Here is a 24,431-nt window from a genome sequence, read left to right on the forward strand (position 1 = left end):
TCAGCGGTTCTCGACGACGTCGGCGAGACCGCCCCGGCCGGTATCCGGGCCGCCGCGCGGCAGGCGCGCCGCGACCTCGGCGCCGAACCCGTCGGCGAGCCGGCGGGCGAGCTCGAACATGTGCTCGTACGTCTGATCGGCGATGTTGTGGGCGCCGCGGTAGTCCTTGGCGGCGTACGCGTCGGCGTGGCGCAGCAGCAGCAGGTCGTGCTCGTGCAGCGCGGCGGACAGCCCGGCCGGCGTCATCCGCCCGCCGATCGCCGGGGCGAGGAGCGCCGCCAGTCCCCGCTCGAACTCCTGCAGCGCGGCCCGGGCCTGTTGCTGCCGGGCCGGCTGTCCCGCCGCGGTCGCGCCGGCGTACGCCACGAGTTGCTCGACGTGCGGCGCCCACAGCGCCTGGAACCGCTTGGCGACCGGCGCGCCGAACAGGGTGTCGATCGCGGCGGCGAGGTCGCGCGTGTTGCCGTTGATCATCGCCGCGGCGGCGTCGAAGTCGGGGGTGTTCGTGACCGCAGCCCTGGTCACGTCCTGCACCAGCACGGCGTGCTCGGCGAGCAGCTTGCCGAGCTGGGACCGCAGCCGCCAGATCGGCTCCCGCAGCGTGGCGCGGTCGCGCGCCGGCAGCAGCGCCAGGGCCAGGGTCAGGCCCAGGTCGTAGGTGTGCTGATAGCTCTCGCGGTACAGCCGGTCGGCGGTGGCGTAGTCCCGCGCCGCGTACGCGTCGGCCTGCATTGTCAGATGATTGACATGCATGAGGACCGCGCCGCGGGCCGCCGCCGAGGACAGCCGGCCTTGTGACGCTCCGGCGAAGAAGTCGGCGAGCTCCTCCTCGTATTCGATCAGCTCCTCGCGGGCGTGTGCCAGGGCGGCGGCGTCCTGATCGGCCACGGCCGCGGCGTACGCGACCAGTTCCACCACGTGCTCCGACCACATCGGCGCGAACTTCTTCGCCGTGGCGGCGCCGAAGAGCCGCCCGATCAGGTCGGTCATCGCGTCGGTGTTCTCGCCGAGCGCGGCGTCGGCGGCCTGCACGAAGTTGTCGTCGCCGCGGATCCGGCTGCGCATCAGGTCGGCGGCCAGCATCGAGTGCTGGCCGAGCAGCGCCTGCAGGCGTACGGCCAGGTCGGCGGCGGTGGCGCGGGACAGATCGACCGGCGCGCCCTGATGCCGGGCCTGGTCGTGGCCGGCCGGGGCCGGGGTGCCCGGGCGGTGCGTCGCGCTCGCGGCCGGCCCGGCCGCGAGGACCGCGGCCAACCCGACGCACAGCGTCGGGAGCAGCCGCCAGTGATGACCGAGCCTGCGTCTCTGCATGCGCCTCATCGCCCAACCGGATGGTTGCTGTTGGTGATATCGCAGACACCATACGCTTGCATCGATGGTGGTTGAGTCCTCCGAGCGGAGATCCTCTCCACCCTTGTGGACACCGTCGAATCACCCGAAATCCTCGCAAGGAGACACCGGAGGAGGGACCCCATCGAGTATCGTCAGGGTGCTGCTGACCTGAGTAAACGTCCGGGGTGACGGGATGGCGCCGGAAGGACTACTGGTGGCCGGCCGTTACCGGCTGCTGCGTACCCTCGCCGTCGGCGGGCTGGGCCGGGTGTGGCTGGCCGTCGACGAGACGCTCGGCCGGCGGGTCGCGATCAAGAAGTGTGCGCTGCCCGACGGGCTCAGCGCCGCCCAGCAGCGGCTGATCCGCGGGCTGACGGTGCGGGAGGCGTGCGCGTTCGCCCGGATCGTCCACCCCAATGTGGTCCGCGTCCTCGACCTGGTGCCGGGCGAGGAGGAGCCGTGGATCGTGATGGAATACATCGCTTCCCGCTCGCTGCTGCAGGTCATCCAGGAGTCCGGCCCGCTGCCGCCGGCCCGGGTCGCGGCCGTCGGCCTCGCCGTGCTGAACGGCCTGAACGCCGCGCGCGGCGTCGGCGTGCTGCATCTGGACGTGAAACCCGCGAACGTGCTCATCGGCGACGACGGGCGGATCGTGCTGGCCGACTTCGGCCCCGCCGTCACCGACGAGGGCGTCCGCGCGCTGAGCGAGGCCGGGATCGTGCTCGGCTCCCCGAAGTACATCGCGCCGGAACGGCTGTCCGGCGGCGTCTCCACCCCGCAGGCCGACCTCTGGTCGCTGGGCGCGACGCTCTACCACGCGGTGGAGGGTCGTCCCCCGTACGTCCGGGAGACCGTCGCCGACACCCTCAAGGCCGTCGCCGAGAGCGCGCCGGACCCGCCCCGGCAGGCGGGCCCGCTCGCCGGCGTGCTGGCCGGCCTGCTGCGGCGGGAGCCCGCCGACCGGTTGCCACCGTCCGAGGTGGAAGTTCGGCTCCGGCGCGTGGAGCACCGGCCGGCCGTTCCCGTCGCGAGCCCGCCGGTCCGCGCAGCCGTGCCCCGGTCGCGGGCCCGGCCGCTCGTCGGCCGGATGGCGGCCCTCGGCACGGTGCTCGCCGTCGTCGCCGCGCTGGGTGGCGGGGCCGCGGCCACCCGGGGCGGTGGCCGCGCCGGTGGCCAGCTCGGGGCCGCGGCGTCCGCGTCGCCGCCGGCTCCGCTCCTGCTGCCGCGGGACTTCCGATGGTGGACCAAGGGCCAGGAGTTCCGGGTGGCCGTGCCGGGCGCCTGGCGGCGCAGCCGGGGCATCGCGGGTGCGCTGGAGTTCCGTGCCCCGTCGGGCTGGCCGAGCGTGCGGATCAGCCGGTGGGCCGCGCCGCCGCGCGACGTCGTCGCGGCGCTCATCACCGAGGAGAACGGCGTGCGGCTCACGGCATACCGGCGCCTGCGGATGGAGGCGCTGCCGGAGCCGCCCAACGCGGTCTGGGAGTACACGTTCCGGGACCCGCGCCGCGGGCCGATGCACGGCCTGCGGCGGGTCCTGACCGCGGCAGGCCACACCTACCTCATCGAATGGCAGGCGCCGGCGCCGGCCTGGTCCGCCGAACTGCCGAAGCTGGCCGTGGTGCTGGACAGCGTCGGGCCGGTGCCGGGCGCCTAGCCTGCTACTGGACGTTGTTCGGGTTACTTCCGCAGGGCGCCCAGCCAGGCGCGCGGGCCGGCGTGCCGGACCCGGATCCCGGCGATGCCCACCGCGTAGCTCAGCGCCGGGACCAGGTCCTCGCCGCGGCCCAGTGCGACCGCCAGCGCGCCGTGGAAGACGTCGCCGGCGCCCGCCGTGTCCACCGCCGCGACCGCCGGCACCGCCACCTCGCCGTGTTCGTCGCCGGACCACCAGCTGACCGGGTCCGGCCCGCGGGTGATCGCCCCGCGCCGCACCCCGGCGGCCCGCAGGGCGTCGCGGACTCCGGCGGCGCCGGGCGGGCGGAACGCCGCCGAGCAGGCCACGACGTCGGCGAGCGGCAGCAGCTCCGCGAAGACCGGCCGCCAGCTGCCCGCGTCGAGCAGCAGCGGCCGGCCACTGCCCGCGGCGGCCCGGGCCAGCAGCGGATGATGCCCGTCGACCAGGACCACGTCGGCGGTGGCGAGCACCTCGGACAGGCCCGGCGGCACGGCGGCCTCGAACCCGCGGGCGTTGCGGCTGACGATCGTGCGCTCGCCGGTCGCATCCAGCACCGTGACGGCCGAGACCGGCGGCATCGTCCGGGCCAGCGGCGTCGCGTCGAGCAGCGTCACCCCGTACGCCTCGGCGTCGGCCCGGATCAGGCCGCCCAGCGGATGCGCGCCGACCGCGGTGACCAGCGTGACCGTGGCGCCCAGCGCGGCCGCGGTGATGGCGGCGTTGGTGGCCGGCCCGCCCGCGGCCACGTCGGCGCTCAGCGCCTCGGCCTTGGCGTCCGTGCCGGGCAGCCGCTCGACGCGCTGCACAAGATCCACGGTGGCCAGGCCCACGCAGACGACGTGCACGGCGGAACCGCCGCTCAAATCGCGATCTTGCATGGGTTTTCCGCCGGGGGTGAGCTCAGCCGCGATCTTGCGTGGGTTTTCCGCCGCGGGTGAGCCCAGCCGCGATCTTGCATGGGTTTCGCCGCGGGTCGGCTCAGCTGGCCAGCTCGGAGAAGAACACGCCGATGTTCCGGAAGACCTCGGCGACGCCCTCGCCGATGCCGTCGGCGATGTCCGCCGCGGGGCCGGGGTTCGTGCCGATGTAGTAGATGACCAGGATGAGCACGATCCAGCCGACGGCCTTCTTCATGGCACACCTCGTCTCGTGGGTCTTGATCGATGTGATCGTGGCACAGTCGCGCACGTCAGGTGGCCGGCTACGCCTGTTCGATACCAAAAAGCCGGGTCGCGTTGTGCCAGCAGACCGCGCGCAGCCAGTCGTCACCCAGCTCCAGCCGGCGCAGGGCCGCCAGCTGGTGGGCGTACGGGTAGGGGATGTTCGGGAAGTCGCTGCCCAGCAGCACCTTGCCCGCCAGTCCCAGCTCGCGCAGCCGGGGGAGCAGCGCCGGCGGGTACGGCGCGAACTGCTCGAAGAAGTCGGTGCACGCCATGGTGGTGTCCAGGCCGACCCGTTCGTAGCGCTCGGCCAGCTCGAGGAAGCCGGCGTATTCCGGCCCGCCGAGATGGGCGGTGAGCATGGTCAGCCGCGGGTGGCGGGCGAGCACCTCGCCGATCGGGCCGGGCCCGGTGAAGCCGGCGGGGACCGGGCCGGAGCCGGCGTGCACGACGACCGGGGTGCCGGTCTCGGCGAGCAGCCCCCAGGCCTCGTCCAGCAGGTCGGCGCGCGGGTCGAAGCCGCCGACCTGCAGGTGCAGCTTGAAGATCCGGGCGCCGCGGCCCAGGGCCGCGCGGACGTCGGCCGTCGCGGACGGCTCCGGGAAGAACGTCGCGCTGGGCAGGCAGCCCGGCGTGCGGGCGGCGAAGTCGAGGGTCCAGGTGTTGAGGTCGGCGGCCATCCCGGGGCGGTGCGCGTACGCCAGCGCCGAGAACATCCGCACGCCGAGCGCACCCAGCTCGGCCACCCGCTCGGCCTCGGTGCCGCGGTAGCGGATCGGCCACGGCCGGCCGATGAGCGGCCCCGCCCCGTCGAAGTGCGCCCACACCCGGCGCTGCATCCGCTCGGGCAGGAAATGGGTGTGCACGTCCGCCAGGCCGGGCAGCCCGAGCTCGCTGAGGAAGTCGTTCACCACCCGATCATCTCCTACGTCACATTCTGACAGCCACCATCTTTTGGGTGTTACTGTCATTTCATGGCTACTTCCAAAATACGCTGGTGGGCGCTCGCGGCGCTCGCCCTCTGCACCCTCGCCATCGGGCTGGACAGCACGGTGCTCAGCGTCGCGCTGCCCACCCTCGCCGGTGACCTGCGGGCCACCACCGGTGACCTGCAATGGATCACCACCGCCTACCTGCTGGTGATGGCCGCCGCCCTGCTGCCGGCCGGCATGCTGGGGGACCGGTTCGGCCGCAAGCGGATGCTGCTCGGCGCGCTGGTCGTCTTCGGCGCCGCGTCGGTCGCCTGCGCGTACGCCGCCTCGACCGGCCAGCTCATCGCCGCCCGCGCCCTGCTGGGGCTGGGCGCCGCCGTGGTCATGCCGCTGACCTCGGCCGTGCTGACGGTCCTGTTCGATCCGGCCGAGCGCCCCAAGGCCCTGACCATCTGGGTCACCGCCAGCGCGCTCGGCGTCCCGCTCGGGCCGCTGGCCGGCGGCTGGCTGCTGGACAACTTCTGGTGGGGCTCGGTCTTCCTGATCAACGTGCCGATGGTGCTGGCCGGCGTGGTCGCGGTCGCGCTCTGGGTGCCGGAGTCGCACGGCGACCGGGCCCGCCGCTTCGACCCGGCCGGCATCATCCTGTCCACGACCGGCCTGGTCGCGCTCACCTACGGCGTCATCGAGGCCGGCGAGCGCGGCTGGACCGATCCCCGGTCCCTGCTCACCGCCCTGGGCGGGATCGCCGTCCTGGCGCTCTTCGTGGCCTGGCAGCGCCGCGCCCAGGCACCGCTGGTCGACCTCGCGCTGTTCGGCTCCCGCTCCTTCACCTGGGGTGCGCTGCTGTCCACGGTCGCCAGCTTCGGCATGTTCGGGATGCTCTTCGCGCTCCCGCAGTTCTTCCAGGCGGTCGGCGGCAGCGACGCGCTCGGCACCGGCCTGCGCCTGCTGCCGGTGATCGGCGGCCTGCTGGTGGGCGCCCGGGTCGCCGGCCGGCTGGAGCCGCGGCTGGGCGCGAAGGTGCTCGTGACGGCCGGGTTGGTGCTGATGGCGGCGGGCCTGTTCGTCGGGGCCGCGACCGGCCCGGACACCGGGTACGGCTACGTGGCCGGCTGGGTCACCGTCGCGGGTCTCGGGCTCGGCTTCACCATGCCGCCCGCCATGAACGCGGCCCTCGGCGCCCTCTCGCCCGAGCGCAGCGGCGTCGGCTCGGGGCTGATCCAGGCGATGCGCCAGGTCGGCGGCGCGATCGGGGTGACGGTGCTGGGCACGGTGCTCAACGGCGCGTACCGCGACCAGGCGGACGTGACCGGGCTGAGCGCCACGGCCGCCGACGCCGTGCGCGACAGCGCCACCGCCGGAGCCGCCGTCGCGGAACGGCTGGGCGACCCCGTACTGCTGGGCTCGGTGCACGCCGCGTTCACCGCCGGCATGGACCGGGCGCTGCTGGTCGCCGGCGCGGTCGCGGTGGCCGGCGCCGTACTGTCGCTGCTCTTCCTGCCGGCCCGCCCGGCGCCGCCGGACCCCGGGATCGCGCCCCGGGCGCCCGGATCGCTGCCGGCACCGGCAGAATCGGTGGCATGACGTCGTCCCTGCCGACCGGGCTGCGCGAGCGCAAGAAAGCCAAGACCCGGGCCGCGATCCGCGAGCACGCGATGCGGCTCTTCGACGAACAGGGGTACGCCGCCACGACGGTCGATCAGATCGCCGAGGCGGCGGACGTCTCCCAGAGCACCTTCTTCCGCTACTTCCCGACCAAGGAGGACGTGGTCCTCAGCGACGACTACGACCCGATACTGGTCGCGGCGTTGCGGGCCCAGCCGGCCGACCTGCCCCCGGTCGAGGCCATCCGGCGCAGCATCCGGGGGCTGTTCAGCCAGTTCACCGAGGAGCAGTGGGAGCAGGAGCGGCGCCGGCAGCAGCTGATCCAGACCGTCCCCGAGCTGCGGATGCGCACCCAGCAGCAGTACGCGGACTCGATCGTCCTGCTCGCCGAGGTGGTCGCCGAGCGCGCCGGGCTGCCGGCCGACGACTTCTCCGCCCGGGTGCTCGCCGGCGCGGTCATCGGCGCGGCGCTCGCCGCGACCCGGGACGGGCTGAACATGGCCCAGGGCGTCTCGTACTTCGAGGACTTCGACCGGGCGCTGGCCCTGCTGCAGGCCGGCCTTCCCCTCGGGCCGCCCGCGATCTGACCGGGTCCGGCGTCCGTCAGGCGGAGCCGTCCAGATTGGTCACCTGGCCGTCGAGGGTGTTGGTGCTGGATCCTGTCGTAGCTGGTCGTGACACCCCCCAGAGCACTGTCGAGGTCCCCGCCTCGGTGCGGATGAAGTTCTGGGTGTCCACGGTGGGCTTGGACTGGACGGCGCCGCCGATCGTCTGGTGTGCGGTCGAGCGGGTGACACTGATGCCGACCTTGCTTCCGCCGAACGTGTACGCCCCGAACAAACTGCAGCTCGTGCTGCTCTGCAGGAGGAAACCCGCCTCGGAGAACGACTCGGCGCCGCAGCTCGTGAGCGTGACGGCCCGGCAGTCGTAGAGGGCGTAGCCGCGCCTGCCGTGGTCGCAGGCGCATCCGGTCAGGGACGAGTAGCTCACGGTGTCCAGCTCGAAGCCGTTCTTGGTGTTGCCGAGGGCGTAACACGCCTCGAAGACGAGGGACGTCGCTGCCTTGATCGTGGAAGTGTCCACGCCCAGCTGGGCGGTCGTCACGTAGAACCCGTCACCCGTGTTGTCGGCCGACTGGACCCGCGTGATCCTCGAGGCGATCGGTGCGGCGAGATAGACGCCGCAGTCACCCCAGCCCTTGGTGACGCAGTCCTCGATGGTGATGTTCGTGATGTTGGCGAGTTCGCCGGGCTTCGCCTGAGTCGGGGACGGGACCAGCCGGATGCCGCAGCTGTCCGGCGCCTTCGTCCCGACGAGGGTGAGACCGGCGATGGTCACATAGTTGATGCTTCCCGCGGTCGTGGAGGTGATCCCGTGGCCGGTCCCGACCTGATGAATCTTGGTAGCGCCGGCGCCGGATCCGATCAGCCGCTGGTTGCTGTACAGCACGATCGGTTCGTCGATGTAGAAATCGCCCGGGGCCAGCAGCACCTGGGCGCCACCGGGCGTGAGCGCGCCCTGAATGGCCGCCCGGTCGGTCGCACCGCCGGTTACCCCGCTCGGCGTGATCACGTCCATCCCCGCCGTGCCGGCCAGGGCGGCGGTGGGCTAGCCGAAGATCACCCCGCCGGCGGCCAGACCGGCTCCCGCCAGCGATCCGGTGATCAGGCCGCGACGGCTGTGTGGTGCCCCGTCGTTCGTGGGTGACATGCGGTGGCTCCAGTCCTGGCAATGTCGCCATGTGTTGTGGGCGGCTTCGATACCGATGGCCGTTCCGGGAACGCCCGGCGTAGGTAAGCAGAAGATCACTCGCGCCGCCACCCCGTCGCCGCGGTGGTTTGTCAGGGGCGGCCGTCGGGCTCGGACGCACCGGCAGGGATCGCCGAGGGCGGCGGTGGAGCGGTTCGCATGGTGCTTCCGTCCGGCCCACCCCGGTTCGAGCCCCGGGCCCGGTCGTCCAGCGACCGGCGGGCGGCCGTGAGGATGCGGTCGGAGAGCTCTGTGCCGGCCGTCGCCCGCGCCAGCATCAGGGCGCCCGCCATAGTCGCGACCGCCACCAGATCGCCGTCGTCGTCCGCCGCTTCCTCATGGCCGCCGTTGTCGGCCGCCGGGTCTTTGGTGCCGACTCTGTCGGCCAGCCAGCCGGCGAAGCCGCTCAGCCCGGCCGCGTAGGGCTCGCGGGCCAGGCTGCCCGGTGCCTCCCGGGCCAGGTCGCCGCCGAACGCGGTGGCCGGACAGCCCTGCCCGGCGTGGTCCCGGTGCTCGGCGGAGAAGTAGAAGTCGAGCAGCTCGCGCCTGGCTGCCGGGTGGTCGCCGGGGTGCCGTTCGTCCAGGGCGGCCAGTCGTTCACCCAGCTCACCGAAGGCCCGGCCGACCGCCTCGGCGACCAGCGCCTCCTTGGAGGCGAATCGCTTGTAGAAGCCGCCGTGGGTGAGCCCGGCGGCGGCCATCAGGTCGGCGACACCGACCCCCTGGATACCGCGTTCGCGGAACAACCGCGCCGCCTCGTCGATCACACGTTCGCGATTCTGCTGAGCCTGCGCCCGGGACACCCGTGCCATGCCGCACCTCCGGCATCCATCTTATATGACGCTCGTCATCTAAGGCTTGCGGCACTTAGATGACGAGCATAATCTAAATCTCATCGGACCAACGGAAGGAACCACCATGCAGCTCGAGAACTCCGTCGCCCTGGTCACCGGCGCCAACCGCGGCCTCGGCCGGCACTTCGCCGCCCAGCTCGTCCGGCGCGGCGCCAAGGTGTACGCGGCCGCCCGGCGCCCCGAGACCATCGACCTGCCGGGCGTGATCCCGGTGCGGCTCGACATCACCGACCCGGAATCGGTCGCGCAGGCCGCCAAAACCGCCGAGGACGCCACCCTCGTGATCAACAACGCCGGCACCAGCCTCGGTGCCGATCTGCTGACGGGCGACCTGGACGAGATCCGTCAGGAGATGGAGACCCACTACTTCGGCACGCTCGCCGTCACCCGGGCGTTCGTGCCGGTGCTCGAAGGCAACGGCGGTGGCGCGGTGCTCAACGTGCTGTCGGTGCTGTCCTGGCTGCACCCGGGCCCGTTCGGGGCGTACGGCGCGGCCAAGGCCGCCGAGTGGGCGCAGAGCAACGCGCTGCGCGACCTGCTCGCGCCTCGGGGGATCGCGGTGACCGCCCTGCACGTCGGCTTCATGGACACCGACATGGCGGCGGGCGTCCCCGCCGAGCAGAAGATCGACCCGGCCCTGGTGGCCACGTTGGCCCTGGACGGCGTCGCGGCGGGGCGGCCGGAGATCCTGGCAGACGACATCAGCCGCAGCGTCAAGGCCGGGCTGGCCACGGCCCTGCAGAGCTGAGAGCTCGTCCGCTCCCGGTCGGGGCCCACGTCGTCGGGCCCGGGCCGGGAAGCGATGGGACGAGATGTCGTATCCCCGGAGTCGCGAAGGGCGGCATCCACGCATGGGCAGGGAGTGGCGGTCGATCAGTTGGCTGAGGAGATCTCCGAACCTGGTGCGTTCGCGGTTGTCTCGGGCCTGGTGTGCAGGACCGTGCGGGCCTGCTCGGCGGCGCGGGTCATGCTCTCGCTGATGAAGTCGAGGAAGCGGGCGATCTTCTCCATGCGGGCGGCGGCGGGGGTGTGCGGGCCGAGGATGGCGACGCCCTGGCGCGCGGTTTCGACGAGCTGGTCGTTGGCCCGGGCGGTGGCGATCGTCGCCTGGTAGAAGAGCTCGTCGTCGACGACGTAGCGGTCGCGGCGGCGTTCGTCGCGTTCCCGGCGGACGAGGCTCTGGCCCTCCAGGAAGGCGATCGCCTTGGAGATCGACCCGGGGCTGACCCGCAGGCGCTGGGCCAGCTGGGACGCGGTGAGGCTGCCCGCGTCGGTGGTGAACAGGCAGGTGAGCACCCGGGCCGTCATCTTGGTCAGGCCCGAGGCCATGAGCACGGTGGTGAGCCTGTCCTCGTATTCGGCCACGGCCCCGGCGTCGCGTCCGTGCGGCTGGGGGAGCGGCTCCGCCCCTCGGGAGGTGGCGGGCCGGCGCCGCTGGGCGCGGCGTTCGGTGGCGCGGTGGGCCAGGTCGGCGCGGTAGGCGGCGGGGCCGCCGTTGCGCATCAGCTCACGCGTGATGGTCGAGGTCGGCCGGTCGAGGCGCCGGGCGATCTCGGCATACGGAAGGCTGTCGGCCAGCCCCAGCGCGATCTGCTGACGTTCCTGCTGGGTGAGTCTGCCTCCCGGCATCGCGATCTCCTCGGTGTTGCCCCGTAGTGGTCCGCTGGTGCGCCCAGCATAGCGTTCACCTCTGACCCATTGCAATGATCGATGCGGTTGTCGTTGCATTAATTTCGAGCTCGTTGCAACACTTTTGTGGTGTTCACCTGCGAATACACCGCCACTATGCAATAGATCTGTTGTCGGCTTTTGGAAAGCAACGTAGCGTTTCCGGTATCAGAAACAAGGAACGAGCCCGGGAGAGCACGATGCAGAAGTTCGACACCCCCGCCCCGATCTCCGCCGTCCTGGACATCCCCGCCGGGCGCATCCAGTTCGTCGCCGCGGACCGCGCCGACACCACCGTCGAGGTCCGGCCCGTCGACCCGGCCAAGAGCCGCGACACCAAGGCCGCCGAGCAGACCACCGTCGCGTACGCCGACGGCGTCCTGCGGATCACGGCCCCGACCGCCGGCAACCAGCTCCTCGGCCCGTCCGGGTCCCTGGAGGTCACCGTTCAGCTGCCCGCCGGCTCCCGCATCGAGGCCAGGACCGCCAGCGCCGAGCTGCGGGGCGTCGGGCGCCTCGGCGACGTCGCGTTCGACGGCGCGTACCGCCGGATCAAGATCGACGAGGCCGCGAGCCTCCGGCTCACCGCGATCGACGGCGACGTCGAGGTCGGCCGGCTCAACGGCCCCGCGGAGATCAGCACCGCGCGGGGCGACATCCGGATCGCCGAGGCGGTGCGCGGCACGGTCGTGCTCCGCACCCAGTCAGGCGACATCTCGGTGGCCGCGGCCGCCGGCGTCTCGGCCGCCCTGGACGCCGGCACCGGCTACGGCCGCATCAGCAACGCCCTCAAGAACGACGGCACCGCCGAACTCGACATCCGCGCCACCACGTCCCACGGCGACATCGCCGCCCGCAGCCTGTAGAGGAGTGGCACACATGACCACCTCGACCAGTTCGACCTGGACCGGCATGCTGCCGGTCGACGACACGGCCCTGGCCGTCACCGACACCGGCGGTCCCGGCATCCCCGTGATCTATCTCAACGGCCAGTTCGCCACCCAGGGATACTGGCGGCGGGTCATCGCCGACCTGGGGACGGGATGGCGGCACATCACCTACGACGAGCGGGCCCGCGGCAGGAAGTCGAAGCGTTCCGCGGACTATTCCTTCGAGGCGGCCGTCCGGGATGTCGACGCCGTTCTCGCCGCCCGGGGTGTGCACCGGGCGCTGCTGGTGGGCTGGTCCTACGGGGCGTTCGTGGGGGCGCACTGGGCCAGCCGGCATCCGGAGCGTGCCCTGGGCGCGGTCCTGGTCGACGGCGCGCAACCCTACGACTGGCTCGACGAGGCCATGGAGCGGCGGATCCGGACGATGTTCCGGCGGATGGGCTGGTTCCTGCCGCTGCTGCGCCCGACGGGCCTGACCCCGCGGATGACGGCCGACCAGATGGCGGACAGCAACATCGAGCTCGGCAAGCTCGGCCGCGAGCGCGAGCTGGGCGCCGTGCTCGACGCCGTCACGGTCCCGGTGCGGTATGTGCTGGCTTCGGGGACGTCCTTCGGCAGCAAGGGCGACGAGCAGGAACGCATTCGCGCCGGCCTCGATCAGGTGTTCGAGCGCAATCCGAACATCCGGCTCAGCGCGAAGGTCGCCAGCAATCACGGTGCGATCCTGAGGAAGGACTTCCACGCCGTCGCCGAGGCCGTGCGTGAGGTCGCCGCCCTCGACCGCGCGGGGTGCTGAGGGCACTGCCGGCAGGCCCTTGACCGGGCCTGCCGGCGGCGGCTCGCGTGACGCGGTGCCTCGCGGTGCCTCGCGGTGCCTGGCGGTGGATCGCGGTGCCTGGCGGTGGATCGCGGTGTCTCGCGGTGCCTCGCAGTGGTCCGCGGGGCCTCGCGGTGGATAGCGGTGGCTCGCGGTGGCTCGCGGTGGCTCGCGGTGGCTCGCGGTGCTTTTGGGTCAGGCGAAGCGTTTGGCCAGGTCACGGGCTTGGTCGTGGGCGTACCCGCGGGCGGTTTCCGCGTCGGCCGTGGCCAGGTTGGGCCGGAAGTGGACCTCGCTGACGTCGGTGACCCCCGCCCAGCGCAGCCAGCCGGTGAGGAACGGTGCCTGGAAGTCGGCGCCGAACGCGGGCCCGCGATCCGGCCCGTAGACCGCGCTGGTGTAGATCACCGCCGCCTTCTTGCCGGTCAGCAGGCCGGTGTAGCCCCGCTCCGGGTCGAAACCGAAGACCAGGCCGGGCTGGGTGATGACGTCGATGAACTGCTTGAGCACGTACGGGACCCCGGCGTTCCACATCGGGACGCTGAACAGGTAGCGGTCGGCGGCGTCGAAGCGGCGGAAGGTGTCGACGGCGGACTGCCAGGCCTGCGCCGCGGCACCCACCGGCTGCTCGCCGGCGAAGATCGCCATCTTGGCCGCGGCGGCGTCCGGGCCGAAGGCGGGCAGGGTGCCGTCCCAGAGGTCGTACGTCTCCACGGTGACGTCCGGGTGCTCGGCCCGGAAGGTGTCCAGGAAGGACGCGGCGACGGCCAGCGACTCGGACCGTTCGCCGCGGGGGGAGGCGGAGATGTGCAGGAGCTTGGACACGATGGCCCTCCTCGGCAGATTTGAATGCGTGCGCACGCACATTCTTGCGCCGATGCGTGCGCACGCACAAGAGTTGCTAGGCTGCGGTGATGAGCGACACCTCCGTGGCGGCCTGGGCGGCCCTGCTGCGGGTGCACGCCGCCCTGGTGCCGCAGCTCGACCGCGAGCTCCAGGCGGCCTGCGGACTGCCCCTGACCTGGTACGACGTCCTGCTCGAGCTCAACTCGGCGCCGGGGCGCAGGCTCAGCATGGGTGAGCTCGGCGCGGTGGCGGTGGTCAGCCGTTCGCGGGTCAGCCGGGTCGTCGACCAGCTCGCCGGCGCCGGGCTGGTCACCCGCGAGGCCAATCCGGACGACGGCCGGTCCGCGTACGCGACGATCACCGAGGCCGGGCGGGCCCGGCTGCGCGCCGCCGCGCCGGTCTATCTCGGCGGCATCGAGCGGCACTTCACCTCGCGAATGGGAGCCGCCGAGGCGCGCGGCGTGGCAACCGCACTGGAGAAGGTTCTCGCCGCGCTGCACCGTTCCTGAGCGGACGTCGGGGTCGGCAGCGGCGGGTCGCGGTCGCGGCCCGGCGCATCGCGGTCAGCGGGTGCCACGGAGGTAGGGCGCGACCAGCGTGGCGATGCACAGCAGGGTGGCCACGCCCAGCACGGCGTGCACGGCGAATGCGCCACCCAGCACCGAGACGGCCATGTTGCCCGCGGCGCAGACCAGCAGCAGCGCCCAGGCCACGGTCCGGGTGCGGGAAATGCGGGGTCGCTCAGAAACGATCATGACGGTCTCCTCGATGCGATGCGATGCGATGCCGATGCGATGCGGATGCGGATGCGGATGCGGATGCGATGCGGATGCGGATGCGGATGCGATGCGGATGCGATGCGGATGCGATGCGGATGGTGTGGCCTGGTGCTGCAATCGACGCTAGGCGGCGGCGAGTGCGCCGGCGATACCGTCACCTGCCCCTTCGGGGTACAGCAGGCTGTACTTTCCGGACCCGGCCCTGCCGCGCGCGGCGCCTTGGCCCTAGGGTCAGCGGCCATGGAAGCGACGAAGATCCGGCGGCTGGCCGGGGAGGCCCGCAGGTCCACCCTGCGGGCGCTGCGCGACCTGCTCGGCGGGTTCGGCACCGCCGCCCTGGCCCTCGTCCTGCTGCTGTGGCTCATCGTCGTGGCCGCCACCAGCCTGATCGGCATCGGGTTGCCGCTGCTGCCCTCGGCGCTGCGCGCCCTGCACGCCGTCGCGAACGTCGAGCGGGCCCGGCTCTCCCGGCGCGGCGCGGAGGTGCTCAGCCCCGGCCCGCTGCCGCACCGGTGGCGCGAGGCCCGTGCCGACCCGGCGACCCGGCGCGAGCTGAGCTGGCTGGCCGGGCACGCCACCGTCGGCCTGCTGCTCGGCGCGTTCGGGATCCAGCTGCCGGTCTGGGCCGTGCGCGACGGCACGTTCGCGCTGTGGTGGCAGCTGATCCCGGCCGACCAGGCGACCCCCGGCCTGGGACTGTGGACGGTCGACGACTGGCCGGGCGTCGCCACCGTCACGCTGATGGGCCTCTGCTGGGCCGTGCTGACCGTCGGCCTGACCCCGGCGATGGCCCGGTGGCAGGCGGACCGCGGCCGGCGGTTGCTCGCTCCCGGCCCGGAGACCGACCTGTCGCTGCGCATCGCCGAGCTCACCGCGACCCGGGCCGCCGCCCTGGACGCGCACGCCACCGAGCTGCGCCGCATCGAGCGCTCCCTGCACGACGGCACCCAGAACCGGCTCGTCGCGACGACCGTGCTGCTCGGCGCCGCCCGCCGGATGCTCACCCGCGACCCGGCCGAGGCGGAGGCCCTGCTGGAACGCGCGCAGAGCTCGGCGGAGCAGGCCCTGGCCGAGCTGCGGGCGGTGGCCCGGGGCATCCTGCCGCCGGTGCTCGCCGACCGGGGGCTGGCCGGCGCGCTGAGCGGGCTCGCCGCCACCTGCGCCGTGCCGTGCCGGATGGAGGTCGAGGTGCCGGGCCGCTGTGCCGCCTCGGTCGAGTCCACCGCCTACTTCGTGGTGGCGGAGGCCCTGACCAACATCGCCAAGCACAGCGCCGCGACCCACGCCGGGGTCGAGGTGCGCAGCCGCGGCGCCCGGCTGCGGCTGCGGATCACCGACGACGGCGTGGGCGGCGCCGACGAGGCCGGCGGTTCCGGCCTGATCGGCATCCGCCGCCGGATCGAGGCGCTCGACGGCGGCCTGACCGTGACCAGCCCGCCCGGCGGGCCGACAACCCTGGAAGTGGAGCTGCCGTGCGGATCGTGATCGCCGAGGACGACGCCCTGTTGCGCGAGGGGCTGGCGTTGCTGCTGCGCGCCGAGGGACTGGACGTGGTGGCCACCGCCGGCGACCCGGACGGGTTCCTGGCCGCCGTCGACGAGCACGCGCCGGACGTGGCGATCGTCGACGTGCGGATGCCGCCGACGCACTCCGACGAGGGAATCGTCGCGGCGGTCGAGGCCCGGCGGCGCCGGCCCGGCCTGGCGGTGCTGGTGCTGTCCGCGTACGTCGAGCAGATGTTCGCCACCGAGCTGCTCGCCGGTGGCACACGGGGCCTCGGCTACCTGCTCAAGGAGCGGGTCGGCCGGGTCGAGGAATTCCTGGCGGCGCTGCACCGGGTCGCCGGTGGCGGCACCGCCGTCGACCCCGAGGTGGTCGCGCAGTTGTTCGCCCGGACCAGCCCGGACGCTCGGCTGGACCGGCTCAGCCCGCGCGAGCGCGACGTGCTGGCGCTGATGGCCGAGGGACTGGGCAACGTGGCCATCGCCGAGCGGCTGTTCGTCAGCGAGGGGGCTGTGCACAAGCACATCCGGAGCATTTTCAACAAGCTCGACATGGCACCCGACGACCGCTCGGACCGCCGGGTCGCGGCCGTGCTGCGCTACCTGGACGGCCGGGAGCGCGCTTCCTGAGCGAACGCCCCGGCCGTCTTGGTCAGGCGTTCTGCTCGTCGCGCCAGGCCAGCCACTCCCGCAGCGGGCCCAGGTCCGGCTTCGGGCCGCCCACGCCGACGGTGAAGAGCGAGACACCCTGCTCCCGCAGCGCGGCACCGGCGGCCGAGGGGTCGCCCTTCGGGTCGCCCACGCCAGCCGACACCTCGATCTCGGCGGCGTCGCGGCCCGCGTCCGCGCAGTGCCCGCGCAGGACGCCGAGCTTGTGCTCGATGGTCGCCGCGTCGCCGAAGCTGTGCCAGATGTCGGCGTGCCGCGCGACCAGCTTCAGCGTCTTCTTCTCGCCACCGCCGCCGATCAGCACCGGGATCTTGCGGGTCGGCGGCGGGTTCAGCTTGCCGAGGCGTGACTCGATCCGCGGCAGGGCCCCGGCGAGGTCGTCGAGCCGGCCGCCCGCGGTGCCGAACTCGTAGCCGTACTCCTGGTAGTCCTTTTCGAACCAGCCCGAGCCGATGCCCAGGATGAGCCGGCCGTCGCTGATGTGGTCGACCGTGCGGGCCATGTCCGCGAGCAGTTCCGGGTTGCGGTAGCTGTTGCAGGTGACGAGGGCGCCGATCTCGACCCGCGAGGTCGCCTCGGCCCACGCGGCGAGCATCGTCCAGCACTCGAAGTGCAGCCCCTCGGGCTCGCCGTAGAGCGGATAGAAGTGGTCCCAGTTGAAAAGGACGTCGACGCCGAGTTCCTCGGCCTGGGCCGCCGTGTGACGGATGGTGGCGTAGTCCGCGTGCTGGGGCTGGAGCTGCAGCCCGATCCTTACCGGCCTGGAGGTCATGATCGAAGCCTAATCCCGTACGGAGTGTGATCTTTGGCTCGGGTGTTTCTCAAGGTCAGCACAGGTTCGTGCCGCAAGATGGTGACCATGCGTAGACGGACCCTGCTGGCCGGACTGGCCGCCACCGCCGGCGCCGGGGCCCTGACGGCGTGCACCGCGGAGACCGACATCGGCATGTCCGGTGCGACCACCGCGTCCGCCTCGGCCGCCCCGATCCTCGCCTCCACGACCGCGTCGTCGCTGGCGGCGCAGAATGTGACGGCGCCGTACACGCCGCCACCGGGCACCGCCCCGGCCGGCTCCTTCGCGGTCGGCAAGCGGGTCCTGCAGTTCTCCCGCGGCGCGGACCGCCCGGTGCCGACCACGGTCTGGTATCCGGCCGCCGGTGCGGCGCCGAGCAGCCCGGCGCCGGTCGACGGCGCGCCGGCCGCCGCCGGCCGGTTCCCGGTGGTGCTGTTCAGCCACGGGCTGACCTCGCAGCCGGAGGACTACGCCGCGATGCTCTCGCGCTGGGCTCAGGCCGGTTTCGTGGTGGCCGGCCCGAAGTACCCGCGCACCTCGTACGGCGCCGCCGACTTCGACGCCCTGGACATCGTCAACCAGCCGCTGGACGCCTCCGCGGTGCTCGACTCGCTGCTCGCCCTGACCGACCCGCTCGGCGCGATCATCGACCCGAACCGGCTCGCCGCGGCGGGTCACTCCGGCGGGGGAATCACCACCGTCGGGTTGTTCAGCGCGCATCGTGATGAACGTCTCAAAGCGGGCGTAGTGCTGGCCGGTACGGACTTCCAGGGCGCACCCTTCACCGGCCCGTCCGCGGCGATGCTCTTCGTGCACGGCCGCAAGGACAACACGGTCACCTACCGCGCCGGGCACACCGTCTTCGCGGCCGTTCCCTGGTCACGCGCGATGCTGTCGATCACCGACGGCGGGCACGTCACGAAGGCGGCCGACTTCGAGGCCACTACCGGCACGTCGACCGAGTTCCTACGCTGGGCGCTGTACGGTGACAGTACCGCCAAGGCCCGGGTTCCGGCCGCCGCGCAGACCGGCGAGGTGGCCACTCTCGAGACCGACCTCTGAGAGGCACCTTCGGATCTTCATGGCTAACCTGTTTCGAGTGACCTCCCCAACGCCTCCCCGCGACCGGAACAAGTTCGCCAGCGCCGGATCACTGTTGATCTGCGGCCTGCTGGCGGGCGTCGTGGTCGCCGCTGCCTCGTTCCCCGCCGTCGCTATGTCAGGGTTGGCGGCCAAGGCCGGATCGGAGACGTTCGCGCAGCTGCCCGGTGAGCTGGAGCAGCAGACGGCACCGCAGGTGACGCGGGTGTTCGCCGCGGACAACAAGACCCAGCTCGCGGTCATGTACGACGAGTTCCGCAGCGACGTCCCGCTCAAGGACATCTCGGTCAACATGCAGAACGCGATCGTCGCCGCCGAGGACCACCAGTTCTACAAGCACAACGGGGTCGACCTCAAGGGTGTCGCCCGCGCCTTCGTGAACAACAAGCAGGGCGGCGACAAGCAGGGCGCCTCGACCCTGACGATGCAGCTGGTCCGGATGACCTTGGCGTATTCGGCGAAGACCCCGCAGGACGCCATCGACGCCACCAAGGACACTCCGGAACGCAAGCTCTCGGAGATGAAGTACGCGCTGCAGCTCGAGAAGGAGCTGACCAAGCAACAGATCCTCGAGCGCTACCTGAACATCGCCCCGGTCGGCAACGGCGCGTACGGCGTCTACGCCGGCAGCCAGGTGTACTTCAAGAAGAAGCCCAAGGATCTCTCGGTCGCCGAGGCGGCCCTGCTGGCCGGCATGGTCAAGGCGCCGACCTCGTTCGACCCGACCACCGCCAGCGGCTATCCGCAGGCGCTGGACCGGCGCAACTACATCATCGACAACATGCGGGACCTGGGTTACCTGACGCCCGCGGCGGCCACCAAGGCCAAGGCCGTCAAGCTCGGCAAGACCACCAACCGGCCCGGCAACGGCTGCGTCTCGGTCGCGAAGAACAACTGGGGCTTCTTCTGCGACTACTTCTACCGCTGGTGGCTGAGCCAGCCGGCGCTGGGCAAGACCGCGTACGACCGGGAGCGGCAGCTGAAGACCGGCGGCTACCGGATCGTGACCTCGCTGGACGTCAAGGCGCAGAGCGCCGCCCGCGAGGAGATCACCAAGCAGATCAAGGACACCAACCGCAACGCGCTGCTGCTGGCCGGCGTCGAGCCCGGCTCGGGCCGGGTGCGCACGCTCGCGGCGAACCGCAAGTACAAGCTGGACAGCCCCACCGATCCGCAGAACAAGATCTCCTCCGACCCGCGCAAGGCGGCCGACGGCATCCGCGGCACCTACCCGAACACCACCAACCCGATCATCACCGGCGGCGGCGACATCAACGGCTACCAGGCCGGCTCGGTCTTCAAGATGTTCACCATGGTCGCGGCGCTGGAGAGCGGCCTCGAGCCGAGCTACACGATCAACGCCCCGGAGCGGTACAAGTCCAACTACATCATCTCGCCGAGCTCCGACGCGGCCTGCCCGGGCACGCACTTCTACTGCCCCGGCAACTCCTCGCCGAGCCAGGCCGGGCCGGCCAACATGTGGACCGGCTTCGGCCGCTCGGTGAACACGTACTTCGTGCCGCTGCAGGAGAAGGTCGGCGCGGAGAACGTAGTCGACGTGGCGAAGCGGTTCGGGGTCCAGTTCCGGTCGAAGAACGACGCGGACATGGCCAACAACGAGGAGTCCGCGAACCAGTGGGGTGCCTTCACGCTCGGCGTCTCGGCGTCGACCCCGCTGGACATCGCGAACGCCTACGCGACGCTGGCCGGTGACGGCATGTACTGCGCGCCCACACCGATCCAGCAGATATACACCCAGGACGGCAAGAAGGTCGACATCGGCCAGCCCAAGTGCAACCGCGCCACCAGCAAGGACGTCGCCCGCAAGGCGCTGGACGCGGCCCGCTGCCCGCTCGGCGACCGCGCGCAGCTCGGCAGCTGCGGCGGCGCCACCGAGCCGAACGCCCGCCGGGTCGTCGGCCACCCGGTCTTCGGCAAGTCCGGCACCACCGACAACGACAAGACCGCCTCCCTGGTGGTCGGCACCCAGCAGCTCGTGGTGGCCGGCTACCTGGTCAACCCCGACTGGCCCGAGCACACCGACCGGATGTCGCACGGCATCGTCAACCCGGCTGTCTACCGCACGGTGGCCGACTACATGCAGGACAAGCCGGAAGAGGAATTCAAGACGCCCTGAGCCGCCTAGGCCGGCCGGTATTCGACCTCCGGCCGGCCCGGGCCGCCGTAGCGGGAGCTGCGGACCACCCGGCCGCCGTCGGCCAGGTGCTCCAGATAGCGGCGCGCGGTGACCCGGGAGGCCCCGATGACGGCGGCGACCTCGGCGGCGGAGAGCCCGGCGGGGCCGGTCACCGCCCGGAGCGCGGCCAGGACCAGATCGAGGGTACGGGCATCGAGCCCCTTGGGCAGCGAGTCCTGCGGGGCGCCGCGCAGCGTGGCCAGCACCCGGTCGATCTCGTGCTGGGCGGCGACCTCGCCGGTGTCGCGCAGCTGGCTGCGGTACTGCGCGTAGCGGTCGAGCTTGTCGCGGAAGGCCGCGAAGGTGAACGGTTTCAGCAGGTAGTGCGTCACGCCGAGGGCGACGGCGGCGCGGACCATCGCGATGTCCCGCGCCGAGGTCACCGCCAGCACGTCCGTGCCGCTGCCGGCCGCCCGCAGCGCCCGGGCGATCTCCAGGCCGTGCTTGTCGGGCAGGTTCAGGTCCAGCAGCACCAGGTCGACCGCGCCGCCCCGCAGCGCGGACATCGCGTCCTGGGCGGTGTGCGCGACGGCGACGACCTCGAAGCCGGCGATCCGCTCGGTGTACGCCCGGTGCGCGTCGGCGATCAGCGGCTCGTCGTCGACCACCAGCACCCGGATAGCCGCCCCCGCCGGCCGCGCGGGCACGCCGCCCGGCCCGGTCATGACGGTGCCACCTGGGTCATGCCCTTCTGGCCCTCGCCTGCGAGGCCGTCGTTCGGTGCGGCTGGGTGCCGCTCGGTGCAGGCGGTCATGACGGTACCGGGAGCCGGACGGTCAGGACCGCGCCGCCGCCCGTGGCCGGGGCGACGTCGTAGCTGCCGCCGTACCGCTCGGCGACCTGGCGCACCAGGGCGAGCCCGACCCCGTGGCCCTGCCCGGACTTGGTGGTCCAGCCGCGGCGGAACGCCGCGGCGGCCTGCTCGGCGGACATTCCCGGACCGGTGTCGGTGACCCGGACCAGCACCGCGCCGTCCTGCTCGCGGACCAGCACCCGCACCCGGCGTGGCGGCGCCGCCGCCGCGACCGCCTCCAGGGCGTTGTCCACCAGGTTGCCGACGACGGTGAGCAGGTCCCGGCTCGGCAGCGGCTCGCCCTCGACCCGCGAGGCGTCGTCCACGGTGAGCTCCACGCCCCGCTCGCTGGCCTGCGCGGACTTGCCCAGCAGCAGCGCGGCCAGGGCCGGCTCGGTGAGCGCGCCGACCACCTGGTCGGTGAGCTGCTGGGCCAGCGCCAGCTCGTCGGTGGCCAGCCGGATCGCCTCGTCGGGCCGGCCCAGCTCGACCAGGGTCAGTACCGTGTGCAGCCGGTTCGCCGCCTCGTGCGCCTGCGACTGCAGCGCCTGGGTGAGCCCGCGCACCGAGTCCAGCTCGCCGGTCAGCGCGCGCAGCTCGGTGTGGTCGCGCAGGGTCAGCACGGTACCGACGGTGCGCCCCTCGAACCGGGTCTCGCGCTGGCTCGCCACCAGCACCCGGTCCCCGGCCAGCACCGGCTCGTCGACGGTGGCCCGGCGGGAGGTGAGCAGCGCCGCGGCCTCGGCGGGCAGGTCCAGCTCCGCGATCGGGCGGTCGGTGGGCGCGTCGTCGGCGAGCCCGAGCAGCCGCCGGCCCTCGTCGTTGATCAGCGTCACCCGGCCGTCGCGGTCGACCACCACCAGACCCTCCCGTACGGCGTGCAGCACCGCGTCGTAGTACTCGTACATCCGGGTCATCTCGGCCGGCCCGAGGCCGTGGGTCTGCCGGCGCAGCCGGCGGCTGAGCAGCCAGGCTCCCGCTGCGGCGAGCAGCAGCGCGGCCACCGTGGCGAGCGCCACCGTCGGCGCCTGACCCAACAGCTTACGGTTGATCGCCTCGGTGGTGATACCGACCGACACCAGGCCCACGATCGTGCCGTCGGCGGCCCGCACCGGCACCACGGTGCGCACCGATTCACCGAGACTGCCGGTGTATTCCTCCACGACCGTCCCGCCGGCCAGCGCGCCGGCCACCGAGCCGGCGAACTTCTGCCCGATCAGCTGCGGGTTGCGGTGGGTGTACCGGGTGCGGTCGGTGGCCATCACGACGACGAAGTCGGTCTCGGTGGCGATCCGGGTGGATTCCGCGTACGGCTGCAGCGTCGCCGACGGATCCGCCGAGCGCAGCGCGTCGACCACCATGGGTGACCGGGCGATGGTCTCGGCCACCGCGCTCACCTCCTCGACCGCGGCCTCGCGCGCGTCGCGGCGGGCGAGCAGCACGGCACCGGTGGTCCCGCCGGCCACCAGCAGCGTGACGACCAGGACCTGCAGCGCGAAGAGCTGCCCGGCGATACTCCAGCGTCGCCTCATGGGCGTCGTCTCCTCGGCATGTTTCCCGTCGTTGGTCGTCGCGTTTCGGCGTGGTGAACAGAATGAACGCAATGATGCTCCGTGGTGAGACCTGGGACACAGTTTCCGGCATGGAGAGCCTGAGCCCCGCCCCGCCCGCCCCGACCCCGGGGGCTAAGCGGGACCGTACCCACTACTTGTATCTGGCGGTGATCGTCGCCGTCCTCCTCGGCATCGCCGTCGGTTTCCTCGTGCCCGACTTCGCGGTGGAGCTGAAGCCGATCGGCACCGGCTTCGTCAACCTCATCAAGATGATGATCAGCCCGGTCATCTTCTGCACGATCGTGCTGGGTGTCGGCTCCGTCCGCCAGGCCGCGAAGGTCGGCAAGGTGGGCGGGCTCGCACTCGGTTACTTCCTGACCATGTCGACCGTCGCCCTGGCCATCGGCCTGGTCGTCGGCAACCTGATCCACCCGGGCTCCGGCCTGAACCTGAGCCCCGACGTCGCGGCGGCCGGCCAGAAGGCCGTCGGTGACACCGCGAGCGAGGGCACCGCGGACTTCATCCTCGGCATCATCCCCACCTCGCTGTTCTCGGCGCTGACCGAGGGCAAGGTGCTGCAGACACTGCTGGTGGCCCTGCTGGTCGGCTTCGCGCTGCAGTCGATGGGCTCGCGCGGCGAGCCGGTGCTGCGCGCCGTCGGCCAGCTGCAGCGGCTGGTGTTCAAGGTACTCGCGATGGTCATGTGGCTGGCCCCGATCGGCGCGTTCGGCGCGATGGCGGCGGTGGTCGGCGCGACCGGCATCGACGCGCTCAAGAGCCTCGCGCAGATCATGCTGGGCTTCTACGCCACCTGCGCGATCTTCGTCTTCGTCATCCTCGGCACGCTGCTCTGGGTGGTCGCCCGGATCAACATCATCAGCCTGTTCCGCTACCTGGGCCGGGAGTTCCTGCTGATCGTCTCCACCTCCTCCTCGGAGTCGGCGCTGCCCCGGCTGATCGCCAAGATGGAGCACGTCGGCGTCAGCAAGCCGGTCGTCGGGATCACCGTGCCGACCGGGTACTCGTTCAACCTGGACGGCACGGCGATCTACCTGACCATGGCGTCGTTGTTCGTCGCCCAGGCGGTCGGTGACCCGCTGTCGGTGAGCGAGCAGATCTCCCTGCTGGTCTTCATGATCATCGCGTCCAAGGGCGCCGCCGGGGTCACCGGCGCGGGACTGGCCACGCTGGCCGGCGGCCTGCAGAGCCACCGCCCGGAGCTGCTCGACGGCGTCGGCCTGATCGTCGGCATCGACCGGTTCATGTCCGAGGCCCGGGCGCTGACCAACTTCGCCGGCAACGCGGTCGCCACCGTGCTGGTCGGCACCTGGACCCGCGAGTTCGACCGGGATCGCGCCCTGACGGTGCTCGCCGGCGGGGACCCGTTCGACGAGGCGACGATGCTCGACGAGCACGACGACGCGCCGGACGCGCAAGCCGGCCCGCCGGCCGCTTCCCCGCCGCCCGTCACCGCGGGCTCGCCCAGCTGAGCCCGCGGCTTCCCGGCCGCCCG

At 72.4% G+C, this 24,431-nt stretch carries 24 protein-coding genes; 12 read left to right on the forward strand and 12 right to left on the reverse strand.

The window, feature by feature from the left end; genetic code table 11:
* Entirely contained in the window at positions 1-1,311 is a 1,311-nt protein-coding gene (locus DMB66_RS05305; RefSeq protein WP_233624319.1) for a hypothetical protein, read from the reverse strand.
* A gap of 235 nt (positions 1,312-1,546) precedes the next feature.
* On the opposite strand from DMB66_RS05305, the gene DMB66_RS05310 reads away from it, so the two are divergent.
* Positions 1,547-2,986: a serine/threonine-protein kinase gene (locus tag DMB66_RS05310; RefSeq protein ID WP_158647145.1), complete on the forward strand. Its 1,440-nt coding sequence runs from the start codon at positions 1,547-1,549 to the stop codon at positions 2,984-2,986.
* A gap of 23 nt (positions 2,987-3,009) precedes the next feature.
* On the opposite strand, the gene DMB66_RS05315 is transcribed toward DMB66_RS05310, so the two are convergent.
* From DMB66_RS05315 to DMB66_RS05320, 3 genes are all read right to left on the reverse strand, one after another.
* Positions 3,010-3,870, reverse strand: a complete 861-nt coding sequence (locus tag DMB66_RS05315) for a PfkB family carbohydrate kinase (RefSeq protein WP_233624320.1) — start codon at positions 3,868-3,870, stop codon at positions 3,010-3,012.
* Positions 3,871-3,985: 115 nt separating this feature from the next.
* The gene (locus DMB66_RS62435) at positions 3,986-4,141 is read right to left on the reverse strand and encodes a hypothetical protein (protein ID WP_199751998.1); all 156 of its coding nucleotides are present in this window, start codon (positions 4,139-4,141) and stop codon (positions 3,986-3,988) included.
* Positions 4,142-4,208: 67 nt separating this feature from the next.
* Complete coding sequence (locus DMB66_RS05320; protein WP_125802871.1) at positions 4,209-5,138, reverse strand: amidohydrolase family protein; 930 nt, start codon at positions 5,136-5,138, stop codon at positions 4,209-4,211.
* 3 nt (positions 5,139-5,141) lie between these two features.
* On the opposite strand from DMB66_RS05320, the gene DMB66_RS05325 reads away from it, so the two are divergent.
* Positions 5,142-6,686, forward strand: a complete 1,545-nt coding sequence (locus DMB66_RS05325) for a DHA2 family efflux MFS transporter permease subunit (RefSeq protein ID WP_125802872.1) — start codon at positions 5,142-5,144, stop codon at positions 6,684-6,686.
* Positions 6,683-7,294: a TetR family transcriptional regulator gene (locus tag DMB66_RS05330; protein WP_125802873.1), complete on the forward strand. Its 612-nt coding sequence runs from the start codon at positions 6,683-6,685 to the stop codon at positions 7,292-7,294. Before DMB66_RS05325 ends, DMB66_RS05330 begins: the two co-directional genes overlap by 4 nt.
* Positions 7,295-7,310: 16 nt before the next feature.
* Here the strand turns inward: DMB66_RS05330 and DMB66_RS05335 are convergent, their stop codons facing one another.
* Positions 7,311-8,285, reverse strand: coding sequence for a right-handed parallel beta-helix repeat-containing protein (locus tag DMB66_RS05335; protein ID WP_370318335.1), 975 nt, complete (start codon positions 8,283-8,285; stop codon positions 7,311-7,313).
* A gap of 263 nt (positions 8,286-8,548) precedes the next feature.
* Complete coding sequence (locus DMB66_RS05340; protein WP_125802874.1) at positions 8,549-9,268, reverse strand: TetR/AcrR family transcriptional regulator; 720 nt, start codon at positions 9,266-9,268, stop codon at positions 8,549-8,551.
* Between the two features lie 106 nt (positions 9,269-9,374).
* On the opposite strand from DMB66_RS05340, the gene DMB66_RS05345 reads away from it, so the two are divergent.
* The gene (locus DMB66_RS05345; protein WP_125802875.1) at positions 9,375-10,058 is read left to right on the forward strand and encodes an SDR family oxidoreductase; all 684 of its coding nucleotides are present in this window, start codon (positions 9,375-9,377) and stop codon (positions 10,056-10,058) included.
* A 125-nt stretch (positions 10,059-10,183) separates the two neighbouring features.
* On the opposite strand, the gene DMB66_RS05350 is transcribed toward DMB66_RS05345, so the two are convergent.
* Entirely contained in the window at positions 10,184-10,939 is a 756-nt protein-coding gene (locus DMB66_RS05350) for a helix-turn-helix domain-containing protein (RefSeq protein WP_125802876.1), read from the reverse strand.
* 239 nt (positions 10,940-11,178) lie between these two features.
* Here DMB66_RS05350 and DMB66_RS05355 point away from each other — a divergent pair, with 239 nt between their 5' ends.
* Positions 11,179-11,844 carry a DUF4097 family beta strand repeat-containing protein gene (locus tag DMB66_RS05355; RefSeq protein WP_125802877.1) on the forward strand — a complete coding sequence of 222 codons (666 nt, stop codon included), beginning with the start codon at positions 11,179-11,181 and terminating at the stop codon, positions 11,842-11,844.
* A gap of 13 nt (positions 11,845-11,857) precedes the next feature.
* Positions 11,858-12,664 carry an alpha/beta fold hydrolase gene (locus tag DMB66_RS05360; RefSeq protein ID WP_125802878.1) on the forward strand — a complete coding sequence of 269 codons (807 nt, stop codon included), beginning with the start codon at positions 11,858-11,860 and terminating at the stop codon, positions 12,662-12,664.
* A gap of 216 nt (positions 12,665-12,880) precedes the next feature.
* Here DMB66_RS05360 and DMB66_RS05365 read toward each other — a convergent pair whose 3' ends face one another.
* Entirely contained in the window at positions 12,881-13,510 is a 630-nt protein-coding gene (locus DMB66_RS05365) for an FMN-dependent NADH-azoreductase (RefSeq protein ID WP_125802879.1), read from the reverse strand.
* Between the two features lie 89 nt (positions 13,511-13,599).
* Between DMB66_RS05365 and DMB66_RS05370 the strand changes: the two genes are divergently transcribed.
* Positions 13,600-14,040 carry a MarR family winged helix-turn-helix transcriptional regulator gene (locus DMB66_RS05370; RefSeq protein ID WP_125802880.1) on the forward strand — a complete coding sequence of 147 codons (441 nt, stop codon included), beginning with the start codon at positions 13,600-13,602 and terminating at the stop codon, positions 14,038-14,040.
* Between the two features lie 54 nt (positions 14,041-14,094).
* Here the strand turns inward: DMB66_RS05370 and DMB66_RS05375 are convergent, their stop codons facing one another.
* Entirely contained in the window at positions 14,095-14,286 is a 192-nt protein-coding gene (locus DMB66_RS05375) for a hypothetical protein (RefSeq protein ID WP_125802881.1), read from the reverse strand.
* Positions 14,287-14,550: 264 nt separating this feature from the next.
* On the opposite strand from DMB66_RS05375, the gene DMB66_RS05380 reads away from it, so the two are divergent.
* Positions 14,551-15,795 (forward strand): sensor histidine kinase, encoded by a 1,245-nt coding sequence (locus DMB66_RS05380; protein ID WP_125802882.1) that lies wholly within the window; start codon positions 14,551-14,553, stop codon positions 15,793-15,795.
* On the forward strand, positions 15,783-16,442 hold the full coding sequence (locus DMB66_RS05385) for a response regulator transcription factor (protein ID WP_125802883.1): 660 nt from the start codon (positions 15,783-15,785) through the stop codon (positions 16,440-16,442). The genes DMB66_RS05380 and DMB66_RS05385 overlap by 13 nt, the downstream gene beginning before the upstream one ends.
* A 22-nt stretch (positions 16,443-16,464) precedes the next feature.
* Here DMB66_RS05385 and DMB66_RS05390 read toward each other — a convergent pair whose 3' ends face one another.
* Positions 16,465-17,253 carry an LLM class F420-dependent oxidoreductase gene (locus DMB66_RS05390; RefSeq protein ID WP_125802884.1) on the reverse strand — a complete coding sequence of 263 codons (789 nt, stop codon included), beginning with the start codon at positions 17,251-17,253 and terminating at the stop codon, positions 16,465-16,467.
* Between the two features lie 87 nt (positions 17,254-17,340).
* On the opposite strand from DMB66_RS05390, the gene DMB66_RS05395 reads away from it, so the two are divergent.
* A complete protein-coding gene (locus DMB66_RS05395) occupies positions 17,341-18,336 on the forward strand; it encodes a chlorophyllase (RefSeq protein ID WP_125802885.1) in 996 nt (331 codons plus the stop codon).
* A 19-nt stretch (positions 18,337-18,355) separates the two neighbouring features.
* Positions 18,356-20,512 carry a transglycosylase domain-containing protein gene (locus DMB66_RS05400; protein WP_125802886.1) on the forward strand — a complete coding sequence of 719 codons (2,157 nt, stop codon included), beginning with the start codon at positions 18,356-18,358 and terminating at the stop codon, positions 20,510-20,512.
* 5 nt (positions 20,513-20,517) lie between these two features.
* Here DMB66_RS05400 and DMB66_RS05405 read toward each other — a convergent pair whose 3' ends face one another.
* Positions 20,518-21,237, reverse strand: coding sequence for a response regulator (locus DMB66_RS05405; RefSeq protein WP_125802887.1), 720 nt, complete (start codon positions 21,235-21,237; stop codon positions 20,518-20,520).
* An 85-nt stretch (positions 21,238-21,322) separates the two neighbouring features.
* Complete coding sequence (locus tag DMB66_RS05410) at positions 21,323-22,897, reverse strand: sensor histidine kinase (RefSeq protein ID WP_125802888.1); 1,575 nt, start codon at positions 22,895-22,897, stop codon at positions 21,323-21,325.
* Between the two features lie 110 nt (positions 22,898-23,007).
* Between DMB66_RS05410 and DMB66_RS05415 the strand changes: the two genes are divergently transcribed.
* On the forward strand, positions 23,008-24,408 hold the full coding sequence (locus tag DMB66_RS05415) for a cation:dicarboxylate symporter family transporter (RefSeq protein ID WP_125802889.1): 1,401 nt from the start codon (positions 23,008-23,010) through the stop codon (positions 24,406-24,408).
* The last annotated feature ends 23 nt before the right edge of the window (positions 24,409-24,431 follow it).

It is taken from the genome of Actinoplanes sp. ATCC 53533, assembly GCF_003947245.1.